The 19,362-nt window shown below is 67.6% G+C and carries 20 protein-coding genes and 1 tRNA gene; 10 read left to right on the top strand and 11 right to left on the bottom strand.

The genetic code is table 11. From position 1 onward, the window contains the following. The first annotated feature begins 73 nt into the window (after positions 1-73). Genes JVH1_RS29740 through JVH1_RS29730 form a run of 3 tightly spaced genes read left to right on the top strand, consistent with a single transcriptional unit; the run spans position 74 to position 3,211 of the window. Positions 74-1,240 (top strand): hypothetical protein, encoded by a 1,167-nt coding sequence (locus JVH1_RS29740; RefSeq protein WP_009474211.1) that lies wholly within the window; start codon positions 74-76, stop codon positions 1,238-1,240. A gap of 5 nt (positions 1,241-1,245) precedes the next feature. After that, positions 1,246-2,034: an SDR family oxidoreductase gene (locus JVH1_RS29735; RefSeq protein ID WP_043778525.1), complete on the top strand. Its 789-nt coding sequence runs from the start codon at positions 1,246-1,248 to the stop codon at positions 2,032-2,034. A 19-nt stretch (positions 2,035-2,053) separates the two neighbouring features. Then, a complete protein-coding gene (locus JVH1_RS29730) occupies positions 2,054-3,211 on the top strand; it encodes a sulfotransferase (RefSeq protein ID WP_009474213.1) in 1,158 nt (385 codons plus the stop codon). Here JVH1_RS29730 and JVH1_RS29725 read toward each other — a convergent pair. Then, complete coding sequence (locus JVH1_RS29725; RefSeq protein WP_009474214.1) at positions 3,195-3,890, bottom strand: low molecular weight phosphatase family protein; 696 nt, start codon at positions 3,888-3,890, stop codon at positions 3,195-3,197. The two genes, JVH1_RS29730 and JVH1_RS29725, sit on opposite strands and share 17 nt — an antisense overlap. Before the next feature lie 304 nt (positions 3,891-4,194). On the opposite strand from JVH1_RS29725, the gene JVH1_RS29720 reads away from it, so the two are divergent. Together JVH1_RS29720 and JVH1_RS29715 are read left to right on the top strand one after the other, a co-directional pair. Beyond that, a complete protein-coding gene (locus tag JVH1_RS29720; protein ID WP_005568279.1) occupies positions 4,195-4,803 on the top strand; it encodes a ClpP family protease in 609 nt (202 codons plus the stop codon). A gap of 4 nt (positions 4,804-4,807) precedes the next feature. After that, positions 4,808-5,392, top strand: coding sequence for an ATP-dependent Clp protease proteolytic subunit (locus JVH1_RS29715; RefSeq protein WP_005264590.1), 585 nt, complete (start codon positions 4,808-4,810; stop codon positions 5,390-5,392). A 9-nt stretch (positions 5,393-5,401) separates the two neighbouring features. Here the strand turns inward: JVH1_RS29715 and JVH1_RS29710 are convergent, their stop codons facing one another. The 3 genes from JVH1_RS29710 to JVH1_RS29700 all read right to left on the bottom strand — a co-directional run bounded on the left by JVH1_RS29710 (position 5,402) and on the right by JVH1_RS29700 (position 8,488). Then, positions 5,402-5,749, bottom strand: coding sequence for a helix-turn-helix domain-containing protein (locus JVH1_RS29710; protein ID WP_009474215.1), 348 nt, complete (start codon positions 5,747-5,749; stop codon positions 5,402-5,404). Between the two features lie 106 nt (positions 5,750-5,855). After that, positions 5,856-6,704, bottom strand: coding sequence for an alpha/beta fold hydrolase (locus JVH1_RS29705; RefSeq protein WP_009474216.1), 849 nt, complete (start codon positions 6,702-6,704; stop codon positions 5,856-5,858). Beyond that, on the bottom strand, positions 6,701-8,488 hold the full coding sequence (locus tag JVH1_RS29700) for an amidohydrolase family protein (RefSeq protein WP_009474217.1): 1,788 nt from the start codon (positions 8,486-8,488) through the stop codon (positions 6,701-6,703). Before JVH1_RS29700 ends, JVH1_RS29705 begins: the two co-directional genes overlap by 4 nt. Positions 8,489-8,587: 99 nt before the next feature. Here JVH1_RS29700 and JVH1_RS29695 point away from each other — a divergent pair, with 99 nt between their 5' ends. Further along, positions 8,588-9,196: a TetR/AcrR family transcriptional regulator gene (locus JVH1_RS29695; protein ID WP_009474218.1), complete on the top strand. Its 609-nt coding sequence runs from the start codon at positions 8,588-8,590 to the stop codon at positions 9,194-9,196. Positions 9,197-9,348: 152 nt separating this feature from the next. Here JVH1_RS29695 and JVH1_RS29690 read toward each other — a convergent pair whose 3' ends face one another. Together JVH1_RS29690 and JVH1_RS29685 are read right to left on the bottom strand one after the other, a co-directional pair. Next, a complete protein-coding gene (locus JVH1_RS29690; protein WP_009474219.1) occupies positions 9,349-9,867 on the bottom strand; it encodes an SRPBCC domain-containing protein in 519 nt (172 codons plus the stop codon). Next, complete coding sequence (locus JVH1_RS29685; RefSeq protein WP_009474220.1) at positions 9,864-10,166, bottom strand: helix-turn-helix transcriptional regulator; 303 nt, start codon at positions 10,164-10,166, stop codon at positions 9,864-9,866. The genes JVH1_RS29690 and JVH1_RS29685 overlap by 4 nt, the downstream gene beginning before the upstream one ends. A 205-nt stretch (positions 10,167-10,371) precedes the next feature. On the opposite strand from JVH1_RS29685, the gene JVH1_RS29680 reads away from it, so the two are divergent. Together JVH1_RS29680 and JVH1_RS29675 are read left to right on the top strand one after the other, a co-directional pair. Further along, a complete protein-coding gene (locus JVH1_RS29680; RefSeq protein WP_051033660.1) occupies positions 10,372-11,985 on the top strand; it encodes a class I adenylate-forming enzyme family protein in 1,614 nt (537 codons plus the stop codon). A 53-nt stretch (positions 11,986-12,038) separates the two neighbouring features. After that, positions 12,039-13,343: an MFS transporter gene (locus JVH1_RS29675; protein WP_009474222.1), complete on the top strand. Its 1,305-nt coding sequence runs from the start codon at positions 12,039-12,041 to the stop codon at positions 13,341-13,343. Between the two features lie 47 nt (positions 13,344-13,390). Here JVH1_RS29675 and JVH1_RS29670 read toward each other — a convergent pair. Further along, positions 13,391-13,462, bottom strand: a tRNA-Cys gene (locus JVH1_RS29670). 93 nt (positions 13,463-13,555) lie between these two features. On the opposite strand from JVH1_RS29670, the gene JVH1_RS29665 reads away from it, so the two are divergent. After that, positions 13,556-14,806, top strand: a complete 1,251-nt coding sequence (locus JVH1_RS29665; protein WP_009474223.1) for a multidrug effflux MFS transporter — start codon at positions 13,556-13,558, stop codon at positions 14,804-14,806. A 54-nt stretch (positions 14,807-14,860) separates the two neighbouring features. After that, positions 14,861-15,394: a MarR family winged helix-turn-helix transcriptional regulator gene (locus tag JVH1_RS29660; RefSeq protein ID WP_009474224.1), complete on the top strand. Its 534-nt coding sequence runs from the start codon at positions 14,861-14,863 to the stop codon at positions 15,392-15,394. A 59-nt stretch (positions 15,395-15,453) separates the two neighbouring features. Here JVH1_RS29660 and JVH1_RS29655 read toward each other — a convergent pair whose 3' ends face one another. Genes JVH1_RS29655 through JVH1_RS29640 form a run of 4 tightly spaced genes read right to left on the bottom strand, consistent with a single transcriptional unit; the run spans position 15,454 to position 19,362 of the window. Continuing rightward, positions 15,454-16,230 carry an enoyl-CoA hydratase gene (locus tag JVH1_RS29655; protein ID WP_009474225.1) on the bottom strand — a complete coding sequence of 259 codons (777 nt, stop codon included), beginning with the start codon at positions 16,228-16,230 and terminating at the stop codon, positions 15,454-15,456. Continuing rightward, complete coding sequence (mmsB, locus tag JVH1_RS29650; RefSeq protein WP_272942751.1) at positions 16,227-17,267, bottom strand: 3-hydroxyisobutyrate dehydrogenase; 1,041 nt, start codon at positions 17,265-17,267, stop codon at positions 16,227-16,229. The genes JVH1_RS29655 and mmsB overlap by 4 nt, the downstream gene beginning before the upstream one ends. Then, positions 17,159-18,217, bottom strand: a complete 1,059-nt coding sequence (locus JVH1_RS29645; RefSeq protein WP_371113099.1) for an enoyl-CoA hydratase/isomerase family protein — start codon at positions 18,215-18,217, stop codon at positions 17,159-17,161. The genes mmsB and JVH1_RS29645 overlap by 109 nt, the downstream gene beginning before the upstream one ends. Continuing rightward, complete coding sequence (locus JVH1_RS29640; RefSeq protein ID WP_009480662.1) at positions 18,217-19,362, bottom strand: isobutyryl-CoA dehydrogenase; 1,146 nt, start codon at positions 19,360-19,362, stop codon at positions 18,217-18,219. The genes JVH1_RS29645 and JVH1_RS29640 overlap by 1 nt, the downstream gene beginning before the upstream one ends.

Genomic DNA, 19,362 nt, shown 5'->3' with positions numbered 1-19,362 from the left:
TTCTATTGTCGGTTCATCAATGTTCTACCACGCAGGTACATATTTGTACCACCCCCATCGTGAGGAGCACGGTGTGCTGACCGACCCATTCGCCGACGCCATGGCCGAGTCCGAGAAACTGATCGAGAGCGCCCCCCACATCCGCACCGAACAGGATCTGCTGGAGGGCTACCAGTACCTCGCCGGCGGCATCCTCGCCACGACGCACGCGGCCTGGGCCACCGAACAGTCGCACCCGACGTTCATCTCGGGCACCGGCCCGTACATGAAGATGGGCCTCGACAACCCCGACACACTGTACTTCGGCGCGCGGATCAACGACGACGTCGAATACGTGGTCACCGGGCGGCGCGGCACCACCGCGGACCTGAGCTTCCAGGTGCTGAGCGGAAACTACACGGCCGCACACGTTCCCGGCAGCGTCACCGCGTTCGACGACCGCGAGATCGACATCGCCCCCGACGGCTCGTTCGAGGTGCGATTCGGCCCCGACGAGAGCGCAGGCAGGCGCAACTACTTCACCCTCGCGCCGGGTTCGTCGCAGCTGGTGGTCCGGGAGGTGTACAGCGACTGGAGCCAGCAGCGCGGCACCATCCGCATCGCCAGGGCGGATACGACGGGTACGCCTCCGGGGCCGCTCACCCGGGAAGCCGTCGAGAAGCGTTACGCCCGCGCGGGCAGAGCCCTCGTCTCCCGGGTCAAGACGTGGCTGCAGTTCCCGGAGTGGTTCTACCTGAACCTGCCGGTGAACACGATGACCGAACCGCGGCTGACGCCGGGCGGCCTCGCCACGCAGTACTCGTCCGTCGGGCACTACGAACTCGCCGACGACGAGGCCATCGTCATCACCGTCCCGAAAGCCGATGTGCCCTACCAGGGTTTTCAGCTGGGCAGCATGTGGTACATCTCCCTCGACTACGTCAATCACCAGACCTCGCTGAACGTCGCCCAGTCGCAGGTGGATCCGGACGACCACATCCGTCTCGTCGTCAGCGAGCGCAATCCTGGCGTGGCCAACTGGATCGCCACCGTCGGGCACCTCCGCGGGTACTTGCAGTTCCGCTGGCAACGCGTCTCCCGCGAACTGACCCCGGACGACGGGCCCCGCATCGAAGTCGTGAAGTTCGACGAGATCCATCGGGCGCTGCCGTACTACGACTCCAACAAGATCTCGCCCGAGGACTTCGCCGCACGCATCGCCGCACGCCAGGCCGCGGTCGCGGACCGGATGCTGGGGTGAGCGCCATGACTACTCCGCAACTCCTGCAGGACAGGGTGGTCGTCATCTCCGGCGTCGGACCGGCCCTGGGCCGCACCCTCGCCGTCCGCTGCGCCGACGCCGGCGCGGACGTGGTGCTGGCCGCCCGCACCGCATCGCGTCTCGACGAGGTGGCCAAGGAGATCATCGCCGTCGGCCGCCGCGCGGTGACCGTCCCGACCGACATCACGGATCAGGCGTCTGCCGAGAATCTGGTGTCCGCGGCCGTCGACGCGTACGGCAAAGTCGACGTGCTGATCAACAACGCGTTCTCGGTTCCGTCGATGAAACCGCTGGCCCGCACGGAATTCGACCACATCCGCAGCAGTTTCGAGCTGACCGTGCTCGGGGCGCTGCGGCTGACCCAGCTGTTCACCCCCGCACTCGCCGACGCGAACGGAGCGGTGGTGAACATCAACTCGATGGTGCTCCGGCACTCCCAGGAACGGTACGGCAGCTACAAGATGGCCAAATCCGCCCTGCTCGCGACGTCGCAGTCGCTCGCCACGGAACTGGGACCGCAGGGAATCCGCGTCAATTCCGTTGCCCCCGGCTACATCTGGGGTGACACGTTGAAGCAGTACTTCACGCACCAGGCCGAGAAGTACGGGACGACCGTCGAGCAGATCTACGAACACACCGCCGCGAACACCGACCTGAAGAGGCTCCCCACCACCGAGGAGGTGGCCGACGCCGTGATCTTCCTGGCCTCACCATTGGCGAGCGCCGTGACCGGCCAGTGCCTCGACGTCAACTGCGGCGAATTCCATCACTAGCGACGAGAACCGGAGCATCATGAGCGAGCGCACCACCGTCGGCACGGTCGAGGACCTTCACGCCTCGGCCACCCGCCTGACCGGCCTCACCGACTTCGGCGTGGACGACTACACCGAGGCCCTCGGCGTCCTGCTGGACTCCTACCACGTCGACGAGCAACTGACCCCGCTCGGAAGCAAGGTGTCGCGGGTGTTCCTCCGCGGCGCCCTGGTGGCGCGGTTGCTGAGCGAGGCGGCGTGGAAGCAGCACTCCGAGCACGCGGACGTGCGGATCGAGCGGCCGATCTTCGTCACCGGGCTTCCCCGCACGGGAACGACGGCGCTGCACCGGCTGCTCACCGCGGACCCGTCGCATCAGGGCCTGGAGATGTGGCTGACCGAGATGCCCCAGCCCCGGCCGCCGCGCGAGACCTGGGAATCGAATCCCGTGTTCCAGAAGATCGAGGAGGGCTTCAGCCGTCACCACATCGAACGCCCCGAATTCATGGGCGTGCACTACATGTCGGCGAGCGAGGTCGAGGAGTGCTGGCAGCTGCTGCGGCAGACGTTCAAGTCGATCTCCTACGAGTGCCTGGCATCTCTCCCGACGTACTCCCGCTGGCTGGAAGGCCAGGACTGGACCAACGCCTATCAACGGCACAAGAAGAACCTGCAGCTGATCGGGCTTCCCGATCGGGACCGCCGCTGGGTGCTGAAGAACCCCAGCCACCTGTTCGCGCTCGACGAGTTGCTCGCCGTCTATCCGGACGCCCTGATCATCCAGACCCACCGGCCGCCGCGCACGATCGTCCCGTCGGTGTGCAGCCTGGCGGAACAGGCGACGGAAGGGTGGTCGGAGAAGTTCCGGGGCAGCGTCATCGGGGAGAGCCAGCTCGAGCTGTGGGCCCGGGGGCTCGAGCAGTTCACCGCGGCGCGCACCCGGCACGATCCCGCTCAGTTCATCGACGTCGACTACCACGAATTCGTGGCCGATCCCCTCGGCACCGTCGAAGGGGTCTACACGCACTTCGGGCTCGATCTCAGCTCCTCGGCCCAGTCGGCGATGGAGGCGATGCACGCCGAAAGTCGCAGCGGCGACCGCCGCCCCTCGCACAAGTACACGCTCGAGGAATTCGGGCTCACGGCCGAGCAGGTGGACGAGAGATTCGCCAACTATCAGTTCAGCGCGACCAGCTGACGGGATAGTCGAGGATCGACGACGCCGCCCGCGCCGCGATCAGCGGCCTGGGCGACAGCGGCAGGTGGACGACCGGGGACGGCAGCGGTTCGGGCTCGAGTTCGGGTTCGGGTCCGGGCTCGGGTTCGGGCTCTGGTTCGGGTTCCCGCATCTTCGTGCCGCTGCCGAGGTCGAGTGCGTCGAGCAGCGGCATCAGTTCGGCGGCGATCCGATCTCCCACCTGCGTGAACGCCGCCTCGCCGAGGCCGACGGGGTCGCTGATGTTCGCGTCGTCGATGGGCCCGTACTCCCTTCGCGCAATGGCGAGTTCGGCGACGGTGCGGGCACCGGTGTCGGTGGCGATCCGGCGGGCCTCGACAAGCGTGAACGTGCAGTGGCTCGTCCCGAGGAGCAGTTCCATCGAACGGTCCCGGATCTGCTCGGTCATCGCGAGGACGAGGTCGGCGCGTTTGATCATCTCGGGCCGCAGGCGCCGCGCTCGGAATCCTTCGGCGCTCGCGCCCAGGCCTTCGATGACGCGGGCGGCGACGGGTTCGATCGGAAAGCCCACGAGGGCGCGGACACCGGCGCTCTCCGCGGTGAGGTTCGGCAGGTCGTGGGCACGCGCGTACGCGTGCGTCAGCCGCTCTGCAATCGGCGAGCGGCAGACGTTCCCGCTGCAGATGAACAGAACGTGCATGAGGGCACCCTAACCAGCGACTTCGCCTTCGCGCGCGGGCAATTCCACTGTCCGAGCGGTCTGTTTCCGACGTTCATCTGCCCGTGGCGAGTCGTTCACCCCTCGGACTCCTCGCAGTCACTTCGAATCACGAACGCCCAGCTCACCGCGGTCGACGCCGGAGTGCCGCCACGTATGCGATCTGCGTCACTTTCCGGGTGGGCGCCCCGCCGTCGCCGGGGGTTCGGAACCTCCCCGGCACAGGCCGTCTGCCCACAGCAGACAAGTGCCGGTCCGGCGCCGACGCGGCGGTAGTAATGGAGGCATGACCACAGCCGCACTACCCGACCTGAACTACCGCGACCTGTTGGCGGACAGACTGTTTCGCCAGCGCACGATTCTCCTCACCGGCGAGGTGGACGACGCAATGGCCGAGCGGGCCTGCTCCGAACTGGTGCTGCTCGCGGCCGCCGACCCCAAACGCGACATCGTGCTGTACATCAATTCCCCGGGCGGCTCCGTCTTCGCCGGCCTGGCCATCTACGACACGATGAAGCTCGTTCCCAACGACGTGGTCACCGTCGCCATGGGTTTCGCCGCCAGCATGGGCCAGGTACTGCTGTGCTCGGGGACCCACGGCAAGCGAATCAGCCTGGCGCACAGCCGCATCATGATGCACCAGCCCTCGGCGGGCATCGGCGGCACCGCCGTCGACATCGCCATCCAGGCCGAGAGCCTCGAACGGATGAAACGACAGTCGCAGGAGATCCTCGCCGCCGAGACGGGGCATCCGGTCGAGCAGATCGCCGAGGACAGCGACCGGGACCGGTGGTTCACCGCCGACGAGGCCCGTGACTACGGGATCGTCGACCGCGTCGTGTCCTCGTTCGCCGAGATCGCCCCGCACACCACCGCCCCGAGAATTGGATTGTGAAGCCATGTCCCAATACACCATTCCCCACGTCATCGAGCGCACCCCGGCAGGCGAGCGGTCGTTCGACATCTTCAGCCGACTGCTGAACGAGCGGATCGTCTTCCTGGGCACCGAGATCGACGACGGAGTCGCCAACGTCGTGATGGCACAGCTGCTCCACCTCCAGGCGGACAGTTCCGATCAGGAGATCGGGCTGTACATCAATTCGCCCGGCGGCTCCACGACCGCGATGCTCGCGATCTACGACACGATGCAGTTCCTCCGCCCGACCATCGCCACGTACTGCATGGGTCAGGCCGCGTCCGCCGCCGCCGTGCTCCTGGCGGCGGGAACCAAGGGACACCGCCACGTCCTGGCCCATTCCCGGACGCTGCTGCACCAGCCGTCCACCCAGGGCAACGGCACGATCTCCGACCTGGCGCTCCAGGCCGCGGAGATCATGCGGGTCCGTTCGCAGACCGAGGCGATCCTCAGTAAACACACCGGTCAGACCGTCGAGCGCCTGCGGCGGGACACCGACCGGGACCGCATCTTCACAGCCGAGGAGGCCATCGAGTACGGCCTGGCCGACACGCTCGTCGCGGCCTGACGGAAGCCGCTACGCGGCGAGCAGCGTGGGCACCTGCCGGTTCGGGCTCCTGGTCGCCGGGTTCCGGTTCGCCGCGCCGAGCCGGCGCCCGGACCGGAACAGCAGGTGTTCCACCGGCAGACCGAGCGCGCCACACACTGCGCGCAGCATTTCCGACGACGGCTCCTTCTTCCCGCGTTCGATCTCGGAGAGGTACTGCTTCGACATGCCGACGGCGGCGGCGACGTCCCCGAGACTCCGATCCTGGTCCCGGCGCGCCTCGCGGAGCACTCGCCCGTACAGCTCACGCACCAGCGGCTCCTCCCGTGATTGCTCGGGAGCGGCCGTCACCAGCGTCAGTCTGCGCTGAGCTTCCATACCTCCGGAGTCTTCCAGACGACGCACCCGGCCGGAGCGGCGTTCACCGACAGCGGACAGCCGATCAATACCGCCCGCCGACGGAGCGCGGACGGATCGATCGGCGTCACGACTGATCGAGCAGGTGGCTGCCGAGTAGTTCGTCGACGCGCTCGGCCGCCTCGTCCGGAATCCAGTGGCTCACGCCGCGGAGCACCTCGTAGGTGTACGGGCCGTCGACGAAGCGTGCGGTCAGCTCGGGACCTACCGGCCCGATCGCCGTGTCGCCGTCGCTCCACACGAAGAGCGTGGGCACCCGCACCTTCCGGGAGGCCGATCGGGGTGCGGTGAACGGGATGGCCCGATACCAGTTCAGGGCGCCCCGGGCCCGCGTCCGGTCGCGCATGGGCTCCAGGTCGCGCTTCGCACCGTCTTCGGATTGGCCGCTGGCGAGCAGTGCCCGGTAGCCGTAACCGTCCGGGGTGATCAGCCGCTCCGGAATCCACGGCAGCTGGAACGCGAACATGTACCAGGACTTCAGGATCTGGCGACTGGTGAGCATCGCCCGCACGAACGCCGCCGGGTGCGGCACCGACAGCGCCGTGAGCGTGCGAACCCTGTCGGGCCGTTCCGCCGCGATTCCCCAGGCCACCGCCGCGCCCCAGTCGTGCCCGACGACATGCGCCGGACCGAGGCCCGCCTGGTCGATGAGCGCGACGACGTCCGCGACCAGTTCCGAGGCGCGGTACGCCCAGCGGGCGCGGGGCCGGGCCCCGGCCGAATAGCCACGCTGGTCCGGCGCGAGGGTGCGGAATCCCCGCCGGTGCAGCAGCGGCGCCAGTTCGTCCCACGACCGCGAGTCCTGGGGGAATCCATGTAACAGCACCACCGGCGTGCCGTCGATCGGACCCTCGTCGCGGACGTCGAACACGAGCCCGTCCCGGGTGAACGTGCCGATCCGTTCCGTGCCGCTCATCGGACGACCGGCTCACGGTGGCTGCGGTCGGCGGCCGACGCTCCGGCGCGGAGGAACCGTCCCGTCTTGGTGACGCCGAACCCGCCGGTGAACTCCCCGTCGCGGTAGACGAGCCTGCCGTTGATCACCGTCGCGACCGCCGCGCCGTCACTGCGGTTCACCATCCGGCGCAGACCGCCGTACTCGGGGACCTCGGCCTCGAACAATCCGTCCACGGTGGCGTCGAGGCCCGCCGGATCGATGACGACGAGATCGGCGCGGTCCCCCTCGCGCAGATGTCCGGCGTCGATGCCGTACCAGTCGGCCAGTTCTCCCGTCAGCCGGTGGATGGCGCGTTCGACGGACAGGAATGGCTTGCGGTCGGACTGCGCGTCCTTGACCTTCTTCAGCAACCGGATCGGATAGTTGTAGAACGCCATGTTGCGTAGGTGCGCACCCGCGTCGCCGAATCCCATCTGCACGCCGGAGCTCGCCGCGAGTTTCTTCGCGAACTTGGGACGATGATTGGCGATAGTGGTCCGCCACCGCAGGTCGGTGCCGTACTTCACGACGAGATCGAGGTACGCGTCGACCGGGTGGACGCCACGCAGGTCGCCCACCGCGCCGAACGTCTTGCCGATCAGCGTCTCGTCGGGGCAACCGACGATCACCGCGTCGTAGAAATTGCGGTGCCAGATGCGGGGGCTGAACTTGTTGTCGTAGTCCTTGCGGAACCGACGTCGGTAGGATTCGTCCTGCAGCAGGGCGTTTCGCTCTACCTGGTCCTTGAGATGCAGGGCCGCCGCGCCGGCACCGAACTCCTCGAACACCACGAGGTCGATTCCGTCCGCGTAGACGGTGAACGGCACCGGGAGGTGCTGCCACTTGAAGTCGGTCTTCGCGAAGCGGTTCAGCAGTGGCGCCGCGGCGAGCATGAAGTACACGATCGGCGGGTAGGCCTTCGAGTCCGCCGCCGACAGCAGCGACGTCTTGAGCGGCTTGCGTCGTCCCAGACCCGAACTCTCCGCGAAGAATCCCGCGATGTTGGGGTGCAGGTTGATCGTCGGCGCGCTCTGCAGGATCTTGCCACGCTCGCGCAGGATGCGGTTGAGGAAGCGGAACTCCTTCCACCGCGCATACGTGGACGGCAATGAGCGCGAACGGTATTCGTCGCCGTCGATCTTGTCGAGCGCATTCGTCATCGAGGACAGGCCGAGGAAGCCGGCGTCCACGGCCTCGGTGAGCATCGTGCCCATCCGCTCGAGTTCGCGAGCACTCGGCTTGACCCGCTTGTCGGTGCCCCGGCCGAGGCCGAGCACATGGGTGCGGATGTCCGAGTGCCCGATGAAACCGGCGATGTTGGGGCCGAGCGGCAGCGATTCGAGTGCCTCGACGTACTCCGCCGGGCTCTGCCAGATCTTGTTCTCCTCCAGGATCCTGAGCACGGACTCGTGTGGCACGGCCTCGACCCGGCTGAACAGGTCGGCGCACTCGCGCGGCGTCGAGTACACGGTGGACAGGGAGCAGTTTCCGAGGACGACGGTGGTCACGCCGTGTCGCACCGACTCCGGCAGTCCGGGGCTGACCAGCACCTCGGCGTCGTAGTGGGTATGCACGTCCACGAACCCGGGGACCACCCATTTGCCTGCCGCATCGATGATCTCGGTGTCGGGCCCGACGGGCAGCGGACGGATCGATGCGCGGACGACGACACCGTCGCGGATGCCGAGATTGCGCCGCCGGGGCGCGGATCCGGTTCCGTCGAACCACAGGCCGCCATTGACGACGACATCGAAATCCGACATTGTTGCGCTCCTCACACTCGGTATGTGTAACCCGAGGTTACGTTTCCCGTTGAGTAAAAGTCAATGGACGCCTCGAGGGTTCCTCAATAGAGTGCAGGGGTGGCCGCCACACCCCGCTCTCCCGAAGATCGGCGCGCGCAGATCCTCGACGTGGCCGTCCGGCTTCTCGAGACGGTGCCGTTCGACGACCTGTCGATGGACCAGGTGGCGGCCGCGGCGGGCGTCTCCCCGCCCCTGCTGTTCCACTACTTCAAGAACAAGCCGGGTTTTCGCAACGCCGTCCTCGAGGCCTCGGCCTCCGAACTGCAACGCCGGATGACACCGGACGCGACGCTCCCCGTGTCCGGGCAGCTCCGGGCCGGGGTCGAGACGTTCGCGGACGCGGTGATCGAGCACCCCACCATTTATCTGGCGGTCATGCGGATGGCCGGTAGCGGCGACGAGCGGATGCGGCAGATCTACCGCGGCATGCGGCGCACGTTCACCCGCTGGATAGGCGCGTCGCTGGCCGAGTTCGGGGTGCCGACGACGCCCGCGCTCGAGGCCGCGATCTCGGGATGGCAGGCGTTCATGGAAGAGATCGTGCTGTCGTGGCTCGACGAGCCGACCATGGACCGTACGGACATGATCGATCTCTGCGAACGCGCTTTCTATCACCTGCTTCCAGCGGCAGGCGTCGACGTCGATGCACTCGACGTGACACGCTGATCCGGACCACACCCGGTCTCTCCCGGAGCGCGTCCGATGCAGGCCGGAACTGCTGGACGAGCGCCGTTTCGGCAGCGGCCTCGCCTTCCTCCACTACCGCGTCGCGAACCAGTAATTCGGCGCGCGTCGTGCCTCCCAGGGCCTACGGGATGTCATTGGCCGGCGCGCTGCGTCTCCAGGAATTGCCGTCCCGGCGTCGGGTCGACGCCGAAGCGCTCGGCGTAGCGCTCGTGAAGTTCCTCCCACCGGTCCCACGACCCGTGCGCCTCCGCCTCGGAGAGGAACCCGCCGGCGAGATGAGGCTCGAGCCGCGCGAAGTAGGTCTCCCAGCCGGCCGCGGTCTGCGCTGCGATCGCACGGTCGCCGAAGACATGGATGAAGATCAGCCGGCACCCGTCTCCCTCCGCGGTCAGATCGAAGCTGTACCGCTCACCGGCGAAGGTCCACGCCAGCCGATGGGGTGCATCGACCTCGATCACCTCGCCGGTCGCGCCGTAGGCCTCGAAGGTCTCCCCTGTCGCCGGTGTCCACTCGGCGGCGGCGGGAAACCAGCGCTCGAGCTCCGCCGGCACGCTGACCGCCCGCCACACGCGCTCGACCGAGTGGGCGAGCGTGCGCTCGAAACGCAGCGCCGGACGGCCGTCGATCGTCTCCAGGGTTCCGTCGGTCATGGGTTCTCCTCCAGGTGTCGTTCGAGGGCGTCGAGGCGCCTCGACCAGTACGCGCGATACGGCTCCAGCCACCGGTCGACCTCGGCGAGGGGTTCTGGGCGCAGCGCGTACAGACGTTGTTTGCCATCCGCGCGCACCACGACGAGCCCGGCCTCGCGCAGCACCTTGAGATGCTTGGACACGCCGGGCTGACTGAGCGCGATGCGCTCCACCAGTTCTCCGGCGGGTCGCTCACCCTCACGCAGCAGGTCGAGAATCTGCCTGCGGTGCGGCTCGGCCAGGGCGGCGTAGGCGCTCATAGCCTCATATTGCCAGACGGAAATATGAGCCACAACCGTCGCTGGGGTCGCCACGGAAACCCCGGTTTCCGCCGAGCGGCGGGCGGGCCCGACTTGACACACCTCGTGTGACACACAACACTTGCCCACACCGACCGAGCGAGTGATCGGTCGGCCGCTCGAATTCGGACATCCCGTTCCGACCGAGCCGGAGAAAGGACATGCGGTGTCGTCGACGTTCATCAACGACGGAATCCAAAAGCCACCCGTAGCGACCACTCTCGACGCGTGGCGATCGCGCGTGCAGGCGCATCCCGATCACCCGGCCGTGGCCTATTTCGATGGCGTCCTCACGGCCCGTGAGGTCGACGACCTGTCGGACGCCCTCGCCGTCGCGCTGAGCGAGTGGGGTGTCGGGCGCGGTGACCGGGTCGGCATCTACCTACAGAACGTGCCGCAGTACGTCCTCGCTCTGCTGGCGCTGTGGAAGGTCGGCGCAGCGGCGCTGGTACTCAACCCGATGTACCGCGGCAACGAACTCCGCCGCCTCGTCGACGACGGCGAACCGATCGGCATCATCTGCGAAGACGTGAGCGCCGCGGCCACGGCCGAGACCCTGCGCGGCAGCAGCGTGCGATTCTCGATCAGCACCAGCGCCCTCGATTTCCAGACCCGCAACGATCCGCGGGTGTTCGAGTCCACCACCCGCGCCACGCCGGCGACCGACGGCGACCTCGTCGAACTCCTCGCGCGTTTTGGCGGCAGGCGGCCTCCCCTGGTCGAACTCGGCGGAGACGACCTCGCGCTGCTCACCTACACCTCCGGGACCACCGGCCCACCGAAGGGCGCGCTCAACTCCCACGCCAACGTGCTGGCCACCGCACTCGACTTCGGTGACTGTGCCGGCGTCGTCGACGGGGACGTCGTGTTCGCCGTCGCTCCCCTGTTCCACATCACCGGTGCCGTGCTCAATGCGGGTGTGGCCCTCGTCCGGGACTGTCTGCTCGTCTTCGCGAACAGGTTCAACGCGGCCGTCGCACTGGAAACATTCGTGGAGCACCGGGTGACCTACACGATCGGATCGATCACCGTGTTCAACGCACTGTCCGAGGTGCCGGGTGTGAGCGCGGACCACTTCGCCTCGGTCAAGACCCTCTACTCGGGCGGCGCGCCCATCCCGCCTGCGACCGTGGAGAAGTTCGAGGCCCGATTCGGCAAGTACATCCACAACGCGTACGGGATGACCGAGACGACGGCCGGAGTGATCGCGGTGCCACCCGGCAAGCGGGCGCCGGTCGACCCGTCGAGCGGCTCACTGTCCATCGGTCTCCCGCTGCCCCGGGTGGACGTCCGCGCCGTCGACCCGAATGGCGACCCCGTTCCGCCCCACACAGCAGGCGAACTGGAAATCGCCGGACCGCAAGTTGTTTCGGGCTACTGGCGCAACCCCGACGCCTCCCGGGACACACTGCCCGGCGGACGGCTGCGCACCGGGGACGTCGCGATCATCGACGAGGCGGGGTGGGTGTACCTCGTCGACCGGCTCAAGGATCAGATCAACGTGTCCGGGTACAAGGTGTGGCCCCGTGAGGTCGAGGACACCCTCTACGAGCACCCGGCCGTGCACGAGGCCGCCGTCGTCGGGCAACCCGACGACTACCAGGGCGAATCGGTGGTGGCCTACGTCTCGCTCCGTAAGGGCGCGACCGCCACCGAGGACGAACTCGTCGCGTTCGCCCGCGACCGGCTCGCCGCGTACAAGCGGCCGCGACTGGTGCACATCATCACCGACCTCCCGAAGACCCAGACGGGCAAGATCCGTCGCAGCGACCTGCGCTGACAGCACCTCCACTCGACATCTCGACTCCGCAACCCCGACGAAAGTGACTGCACGTGAACGTCGACCTCACTCGCCAGGACCAGCCTGACACCCATTCCGGCACCACCCTCGCCTCCCGCAAGAAATCGCTCCTCGCCAGCTCCGTCGGCAACGTCCTCGAGTGGTACGAGTGGAGCGCGTACGCGGTGTTCGCCCCGTTCATCGCGGCGGCGATGTTCAGCAACTCGGACCCGGTCTCGGCCTTGCTGTCCACGCTCGCCGTGTTCGCGGTCGGGTTCCTGATGCGCCCGCTCGGCGGGATCATCTTCGGCCGGATCGCCGACAAGCGCGGACGCAAGTTCGTCCTCGTCACCACCATGCTGATGATGGCCACCGGCAGCCTGATCATCGGGGTGATGCCCACCTACTCGACGATCGGCGCGTGGGCGTCGCTGATCCTGCTCACCGCGCGCGTCATGCAGGGCTTCGCGCACGGCGGCGAGTCCGCGACCGCGTATTCCTACGTCGGTGAGATCGCGCCTCCGCACCGGCGCGGCATGTGGGGCAGCGTCGCGTTCATCGCGATCTTCGGCGGTTCGGTGCTGGCCTACACCGTCGGCGGCGTCGTCACCACCTCCCTGTCCGACACCGCTGTCGGTCAATGGGGTTGGCGGATCCCGTTCCTCATCGGCGCGCTCCTGGCACTGTTCGCCCTGTACCTGCGCCGCAGTATGGACGAGAGCGACGTCTTCGACGCTGCGCAGAAGGATGACGATCAGCCCAGCATCCCCCGTCGCACCGTCGTCCGGGCGATCCTCCTGATGATCGGGATGACCTCGGGCATCACGGCCGCGCACTACACGTGGACGTCGTACATCTCCACGTACGCGATCACGCAGCAGGGCATGAACCCCGACACCGCGTACTGGATGCTGGTGATCGCTCAGCTGATCGCTCTGGTCTCGCTGCCGTTCCTCGGGTTGCTCTCCGACAAGATCGGCCGACGGCCCATGCTGGGCGCCTTCGCGGTTCTGATGTTCGTCCTGCAGTTGCCGCTGACGATGATGATCACGTCCGACGGGTGGACCCTGCTCGTCGCCACCACCGCCGCCCTGCTGATCGTCGCGGTCCCGGCGTCGATTCTGTCCTCCACGCTGTCGGAGAGTTTCCCGACGCGACTGCGCACCCAGGCGATCGGATTCGCGTATTCGTTCTCCGTTGCGGTGTTCGGTGGCACCGCCCCGTACCTGAACCAGCTCCTCCTCGGACTCGACCTCGGCTGGGTGTTCGGCGTCTACATCATGGTGCTGGCCGTCCTCACCGGCGTCGCGTGCCTGTTCATGAAGGAGACCAAGGGCATTCGCCTCGAAGACGTGTGAAACACGACAGAGAACCGGCAGGTGCATCACCTGCCGGTTCTCACCCGAGCGAGTGACGGGATTCGAACCCGTGTGAACGGCTTTGCAGGCCGGTACCTCAACCACTCAGTCACACCCGCATCGATGATTACTGTGCCCGGCCGGTGCCCCGGACGCGAGGGTTACGCTCAGGGTGATTCTGAAACCGACACGCCGGGGCGGGAACAAACCACGTGCCCTCGTTGCTGTGTTGCTTCATGACCGAGACCGAAGAACGCGCCGCCCCGACCGCCGACCGGACAACCACCCGTCCCAGCCTTCGGGTGATCCTGGTACTCGGCGCGATGGTGGCCCTCGGTCCCTTCACCATCGACATGTACCTGCCCGCGCTTCCGGACATCGGAACCGACCTCGGCGCATCCTCGTCCGCGGTCCAGCTGACCATCACCGGCACTCTGCTCGGCCTCGCGCTGGGACAGTTGATCGTCGGACCGCTCGCGGACAGCCTCGGTCGCAGGCGGCCGCTGATCGCCGGTATCGGAGTCCACGTCGTCGCGTCCGTGCTCGCGGTCTTCGCGCCGACCGTCGCCGTTCTGGGTGTGCTTCGCGTCTTCCAGGGCATCGGGGCCGCCGCCGCAGCGGTGGTCGCCCTCGCCGTCGTGCGCGACCTGTTCTCGGGGAACACCGTGGCCGTCGTGATGTCGCGACTGATGCTCGTGCTCGGTGTCGCACCCGTTCTCGCCCCGAGTATCGGCGGGGCGCTCCTCATCGCCGTCGACTGGCGCGGAATCTTCGTCGTCCTCGCCGTGATCGGCACGCTGACGGCGTTGATCGGCGTGTGGGGTCTGACGGAGACGCTGCCGCCGGAGCGGCGGCGCAAGAGCAATCTGCGCGCCGTGCTGAGCACCTACAAGAGCCTGCTGGGCGACCGCGCGTTCATGGTGCTCGCCCTCGTGTCGAGTGTGGCGATGGGATCGTTGTTCTCGTACGTCTCCGGTGCGTCGTTCGTGTTCCAGGACCAGTACGGCCTGGACGAGCAGCAGTTCGCACTGCTGTTCAGCTCCGGCGCGATCGCTCTGATCGGCGCCTCGCAACTCAACGTCCGCGCCCTGGCACGCTGGTCACCGTTGCAGATCACGGTGTCGGCCCTCGCCTTCGCGACGGTGGCCGGGCTGGCGCTCGTCACCACCGCCCACTTCGAGTTCGGCGGGCTCGTCGGGTTCGTCGTTCCGCTGTGGTTCCTCCTCGCCGGTGTCGGCTTCGTCCTGCCCAACGCCCCGGCGCTGGCCCTCGGCCGGCACGGGGAGGCGGCCGGCACGGCGGCCGCACTGCTCGGCGCCCTGCAGTTCGGTGTCGGCGCACTGATCGCTCCCCTGGTCGGCGTGCTCGGCAACACCGGCGTCGCGCTCGCGGTCACGATGACGGCGTGCGCGGGACTCGGGCTGGTGGCGTTGGCGGCCGCCGCGAAGGCGGAAGCGCACTGACGACACGCTCGGCAGACTTTCGCGGCCCATCACCCGACATGGGATGATCGACGCATGCCACCACCGTCACCACTTCATCTCGACCCCATCGAAGAGGCCCACCGGCAGTGGACGAAGCACGGCTGGGGTGATGTCGCCGACGGCATGGCCGCGGTGACCTCGGTGATGCGGGCACAGCAGATCATGATGGCCAGGGTGGAAGAGGTGCTCAAGCCGTCGGGGCTCACTTTCGCCCGGTACGAATTGCTGACACTGCTGACGTTCACGCGCACGGGCGCGCTCCCGATGGCGAAGGCCAGCGCGCGCCTTCAGGTTCACCCCACGAGCGTCACCAACGCCGTCGACCGGCTCGAGACTGCGAACCTCGTGCGGCGTGTCCCGCATCCGAGCGATCGCCGCGCCACCCTGATCGAAATCACCGACGCGGGAAGGAAACTGGCTGTCGAGTCCACCGAGCGACTCAACGCCCAGGTGTTCTCGCGCCCCGGGGTGTCCGGCGACAAGCTGGAGCAGCTGGTCACGATCCTCGCCGAACTGCGCCGCGAGGCAGGCGATTTCGACACCGGGGACGCCCCCACCAAGTGGTGAGAGACGACTGTCGCCCCGCACCGGATCCCGGTGCGGGGCGACAGTCGTTTTCAGGGCTTCTAGCGGTGCTTGAATACTGGCGCACGCTTCTCGACGAACGCCGCCATCCCTTCCTTCTGATCCTCGGTGGCGAACGTCGAATGGAACACCCGACGCTCGAACCGGACACCCTCTGTGAGGGTCGTCTCGAACGAGCGGTTCACGGCTTCCTTCGCCATCATCGCGACCGGAAGCGACATCTCGGCGATGGTGGTCGCCGTCTGCAGCGCCTCGTCCAGGAGATCCGCGGCGGGCACGATCCGCGACACCAGTCCGGCGCGTTCGGCTTCCTCGGCGTCCATGTTCCGGCCGGTCAGGCACAATTCCATGGCCTTGGCCTTACCCACCGCGCGCGTCAGCCGCTGCGAACCGCCGATGCCGGGGATGACACCGAGCTTGATCTCCGGCTGACCGAACTTCGCGGTGTCGGCGGCGATCAGGATGTCGCAGAGCATCGCCAGCTCGCATCCGCCGCCGAGTGCGTAACCGGCGACGGCAGCGATCGTCGGCTTGCGGGCCGCGGCAAGCCGATCCCACGCGGCGAAGAAGTCGTCCAGGTAGACGTCCATGTACGACTTGGGCTGCATCTCCTTGATGTCGGCGCCCGCCGCGAATGCGCGATCGGAACCGGTGATCACAATGGCACCGATCGCCGAATCCTTCTCCAACTCCTCCACCGCCGACACGACCTCGCGCATCAGCGCGGAGTTCAGGGCGTTGAGCGCTTTCGGACGATTGAGGGTGATGATCCCCACCCGGCCCTTGCGTTCGAGCAGGATGGTCTCGAAGTCGGTCACTGGTCTCCCTTGGTAGAACGGTCACGGATGTCGTTGATGATGGCCGAGAAGTCCTGGCCACCACCACCGGCGGCGTGGAACCGGCTGTACAGCTCCGCGGCACGCAGCCCGAGGTCCGCCTCGACGCCGTTGGTCTTCAGCGCATTCGCGGCGAGACCGAGATCCTTGTCCATCAGCGCGGCCGCGAAGCCCGGCTGGTAGTCGTTGTTGGCCGGGCTCGTCGGAACCGGTCCGGGCACAGGACAGTTGGTGGTGAGCGCCCAGCACTGACCCGACGCGTTGGACGCGACGTCGAACAGGGCCTGGTTGCTCAGACCCAGCTTCTCGCCGAGGACGAACGCCTCGCTGACGGCGATCATCGACACGCCCAGAATCATGTTGTTACAGATCTTCGCGGCCTGACCGTTGCCCGGGTCTCCGCAGTGGACGACCTTCTTGCCCATCACGTCGAGCAGCGGCTTCGCGGACTCGAAGTCGTCCGCCGTGCCGCCGACCATGAACGCGAGCGTTCCCGCGGTGGCGCCGACGACGCCACCGGAGACGGGTGCGTCCACCGAACGGTGGCCCGCCTCGACCGCCTCGTCGTGCGCCGCCCGGGCGTCCGCGACGTCGATGGTGGACGAATCGATGAACAGGGTGCCCGGCTTCGCGGCGGGCAGGATCTCCGCGTAGAGCCCGAGAACGTGCTTGCCGCTCGGCAGCATCGTGATCACGACGTCCACCTCACGCACGGCCTCGACGGCCGAATCAGCGACGGTGACACCGTCTTTCACTGCCTGTTCGAGTGCGGCGGGCGCGAGGTCGAAGCCGACCACCGTGTGCCCCGCCTTGACGAGGTTGGCCGCCATGGGGCCACCCATGTGGCCGAGTCCCAGAAATCCGACGGTAGTGCTCATAGCAGTCCCTCCTGGACGCGTGTGGCTGGTGGTCAGTGCTGGCGCTGCGGGGCCGTGAGCCCGAGTTCGAGGTCGCCGAGTGGGGCGAAGAACGCGTCGACCTGCGCTTCGTCGACCTCCTCGATGGTGGCGGGCGACCATTGCGGGTTGCGGTCCTTGTCCACGACCTGCGCGCGGATGCCCTCGACGAGGTCGGGTGAGTTCAGGCAGGCGACGGACACCCGGAATTCGTCGTTGAGGACTTCCTCGAGGCTGCCGGCCCGCCGGGCGCGGCGCAGCGATGTCAGGGTGACCGCGCACGCGGTCGGCGACTTCGCCCGCACCTGCTCGGCCGCCTTCTCCGCCTCGGGCACCCCACTGGCCTGCAGGCGCGCGACGATGTCGGCGACACTGTTCGCCGAGTACGCGGCGTCGATCCAGCCCCGCTGCGCCAGCAGTTCCGAGGCGGGAGCCGGTTCGGTGAACTGTGCGAGCGCCTCCTGAACCGGCGTGGTCGACAGTGCGTCGAGGAACCGCTCGATCTTCCCGGACGGGATGAAGTGGTCGGCGAACCCGCAGGCGATCGCGTCGCCGGCACCGAGCCGGGCGGTGGTCAGGGCGATGTGCGTGCCCAGCTCACCCGGGGTGCGGGCGAGCAGGTAGGTGCCCCCGACATCGGGGACGAAACCGATCCCGGTCTCGGGCATGCCGATCATCGACCGCTCGGTGACGATCCGCACGCTGCCGTGCGCCGACACCCCGACGCCGCCGCCCATCACGATGCCGTCCATGATCGCCACATACGGCTTGCCGTAGTTCGCGATGGCCGCGTTGAGGAGGTACTCCTCGCGCCAGAACTCCCGCGAACCGGTGCCCCCGTCCTTCGCGTCGTGGTAGATCGAGACGATGTCGCCGCCGGCGCACAGGCCACGCTCGCCGGCACCGGTGATCACCACCGCCCGCACCGCGTCATCGCCGGACCACTCGGCCAACGCCGCCGCGATCTGCCGCACCATCGCATGATTGAGGGCGTTGATCGCCCGGGGCCGATTGAGCACGATCCGGCCCAACCCGTCCCGCTTCTCGACAATTACCTCGGATTCAGCAATCATCATGCTCCTCTGTTTCCGATGACGCTGCGGGCGATGACCACCCGCATGATCTCGTTGCTGCCCTCGAGGATCTGGTGGACCCGCAGGTCGCGGACGATCTTCTCGATTCCGTACTCCGCAAGATAGCCGTACCCCCCGTGCAGCTGCAGCGCCCGGTTCGCCACCTCGAAACCGGTGTCGGTGGCGAAGCGCTTGGCCATCGCACACAGCTCGACGACGTCCGGAGCGCCGTCCTCGAGCGCGGCCGCCGCCCGCCACAGCAGGGTGCGGGCCGCCTCCAGTTCGGTGCGCATGTCGGCGAGCTGGAACTGCAGGGCCTGCGAGTCGAGCAACGGCGCACCGAACGCCTTCCGGTCCGCCAGGTAGGCGACGGCCCGCTCCAGCGCGGTCTGCGCGCCGCCCACCGAACACGCCGCGATGTTGAGCCGGCCCCCGTTCAGGCCCGCCATCGCGATCCGGAACCCACCACCCTCGGAACCGAGCAGGTTGCCCGCCGGCACCCGCACGTCCTCGAAGATCACCTGACGGGTGGGCTGGGCGTTCCAGCCCATCTTCACCTCGTTCGGCCCGAACGACAGACCCGGCGAACCCTTCGGGACGATGAACGCCGAAATCCCGCGGGGCCCACCCTCCCCGGTGCGGGCCATCACCACATACACCTCCGAGGTGCCGGCACCGGAGATGAACTGCTTGACCCCGTTGAGCACGTAGTCGTCGCCGTCGCGGACCGCCCGGGTACTCAACGCCGCCGCATCCGAACCGGCACCCGGCTCGGTCAGGCAGTAACTGCCGAGCTGATCCATCGAACACAGCCCCGGCACCCACGCACGGCGCTGCTCGTCGGTGCCGAACCGGTCGATCATCCACGTCACCATGTTGTGGATCGAGATGTAGGCGGCGATCGACGGGCACCCCTTCGCGAGCTGCTCGAAGATCCGGGCCGCATCGACACGAGTGAGCTCGGATCCCCCCACGTCCTCACGGATGTAGATCCCACCCATCCCCAACGACGCCGCCTTACGCAGGACATCCACGGGGAAATGCTTGGCCTGATCCCATTCCACGGCGTGAGGCGCGAGATGCTCGGCCGCGAAGTCGCGGGCAGTGTCGCTGATCGCCCGCTCGTCATCAGTCAAGGTGAACAT

The sequence above is a fragment of the Rhodococcus sp. JVH1 genome, assembly GCF_000280725.2.
GTDB classification, from domain to species: domain Bacteria; phylum Actinomycetota; class Actinomycetes; order Mycobacteriales; family Mycobacteriaceae; genus Rhodococcus_F; species Rhodococcus_F jostii_A.
The sequence above is the reverse complement of the archived record's forward strand: the minus strand, read 5'-3'. Positions and strand labels throughout refer to the sequence as shown.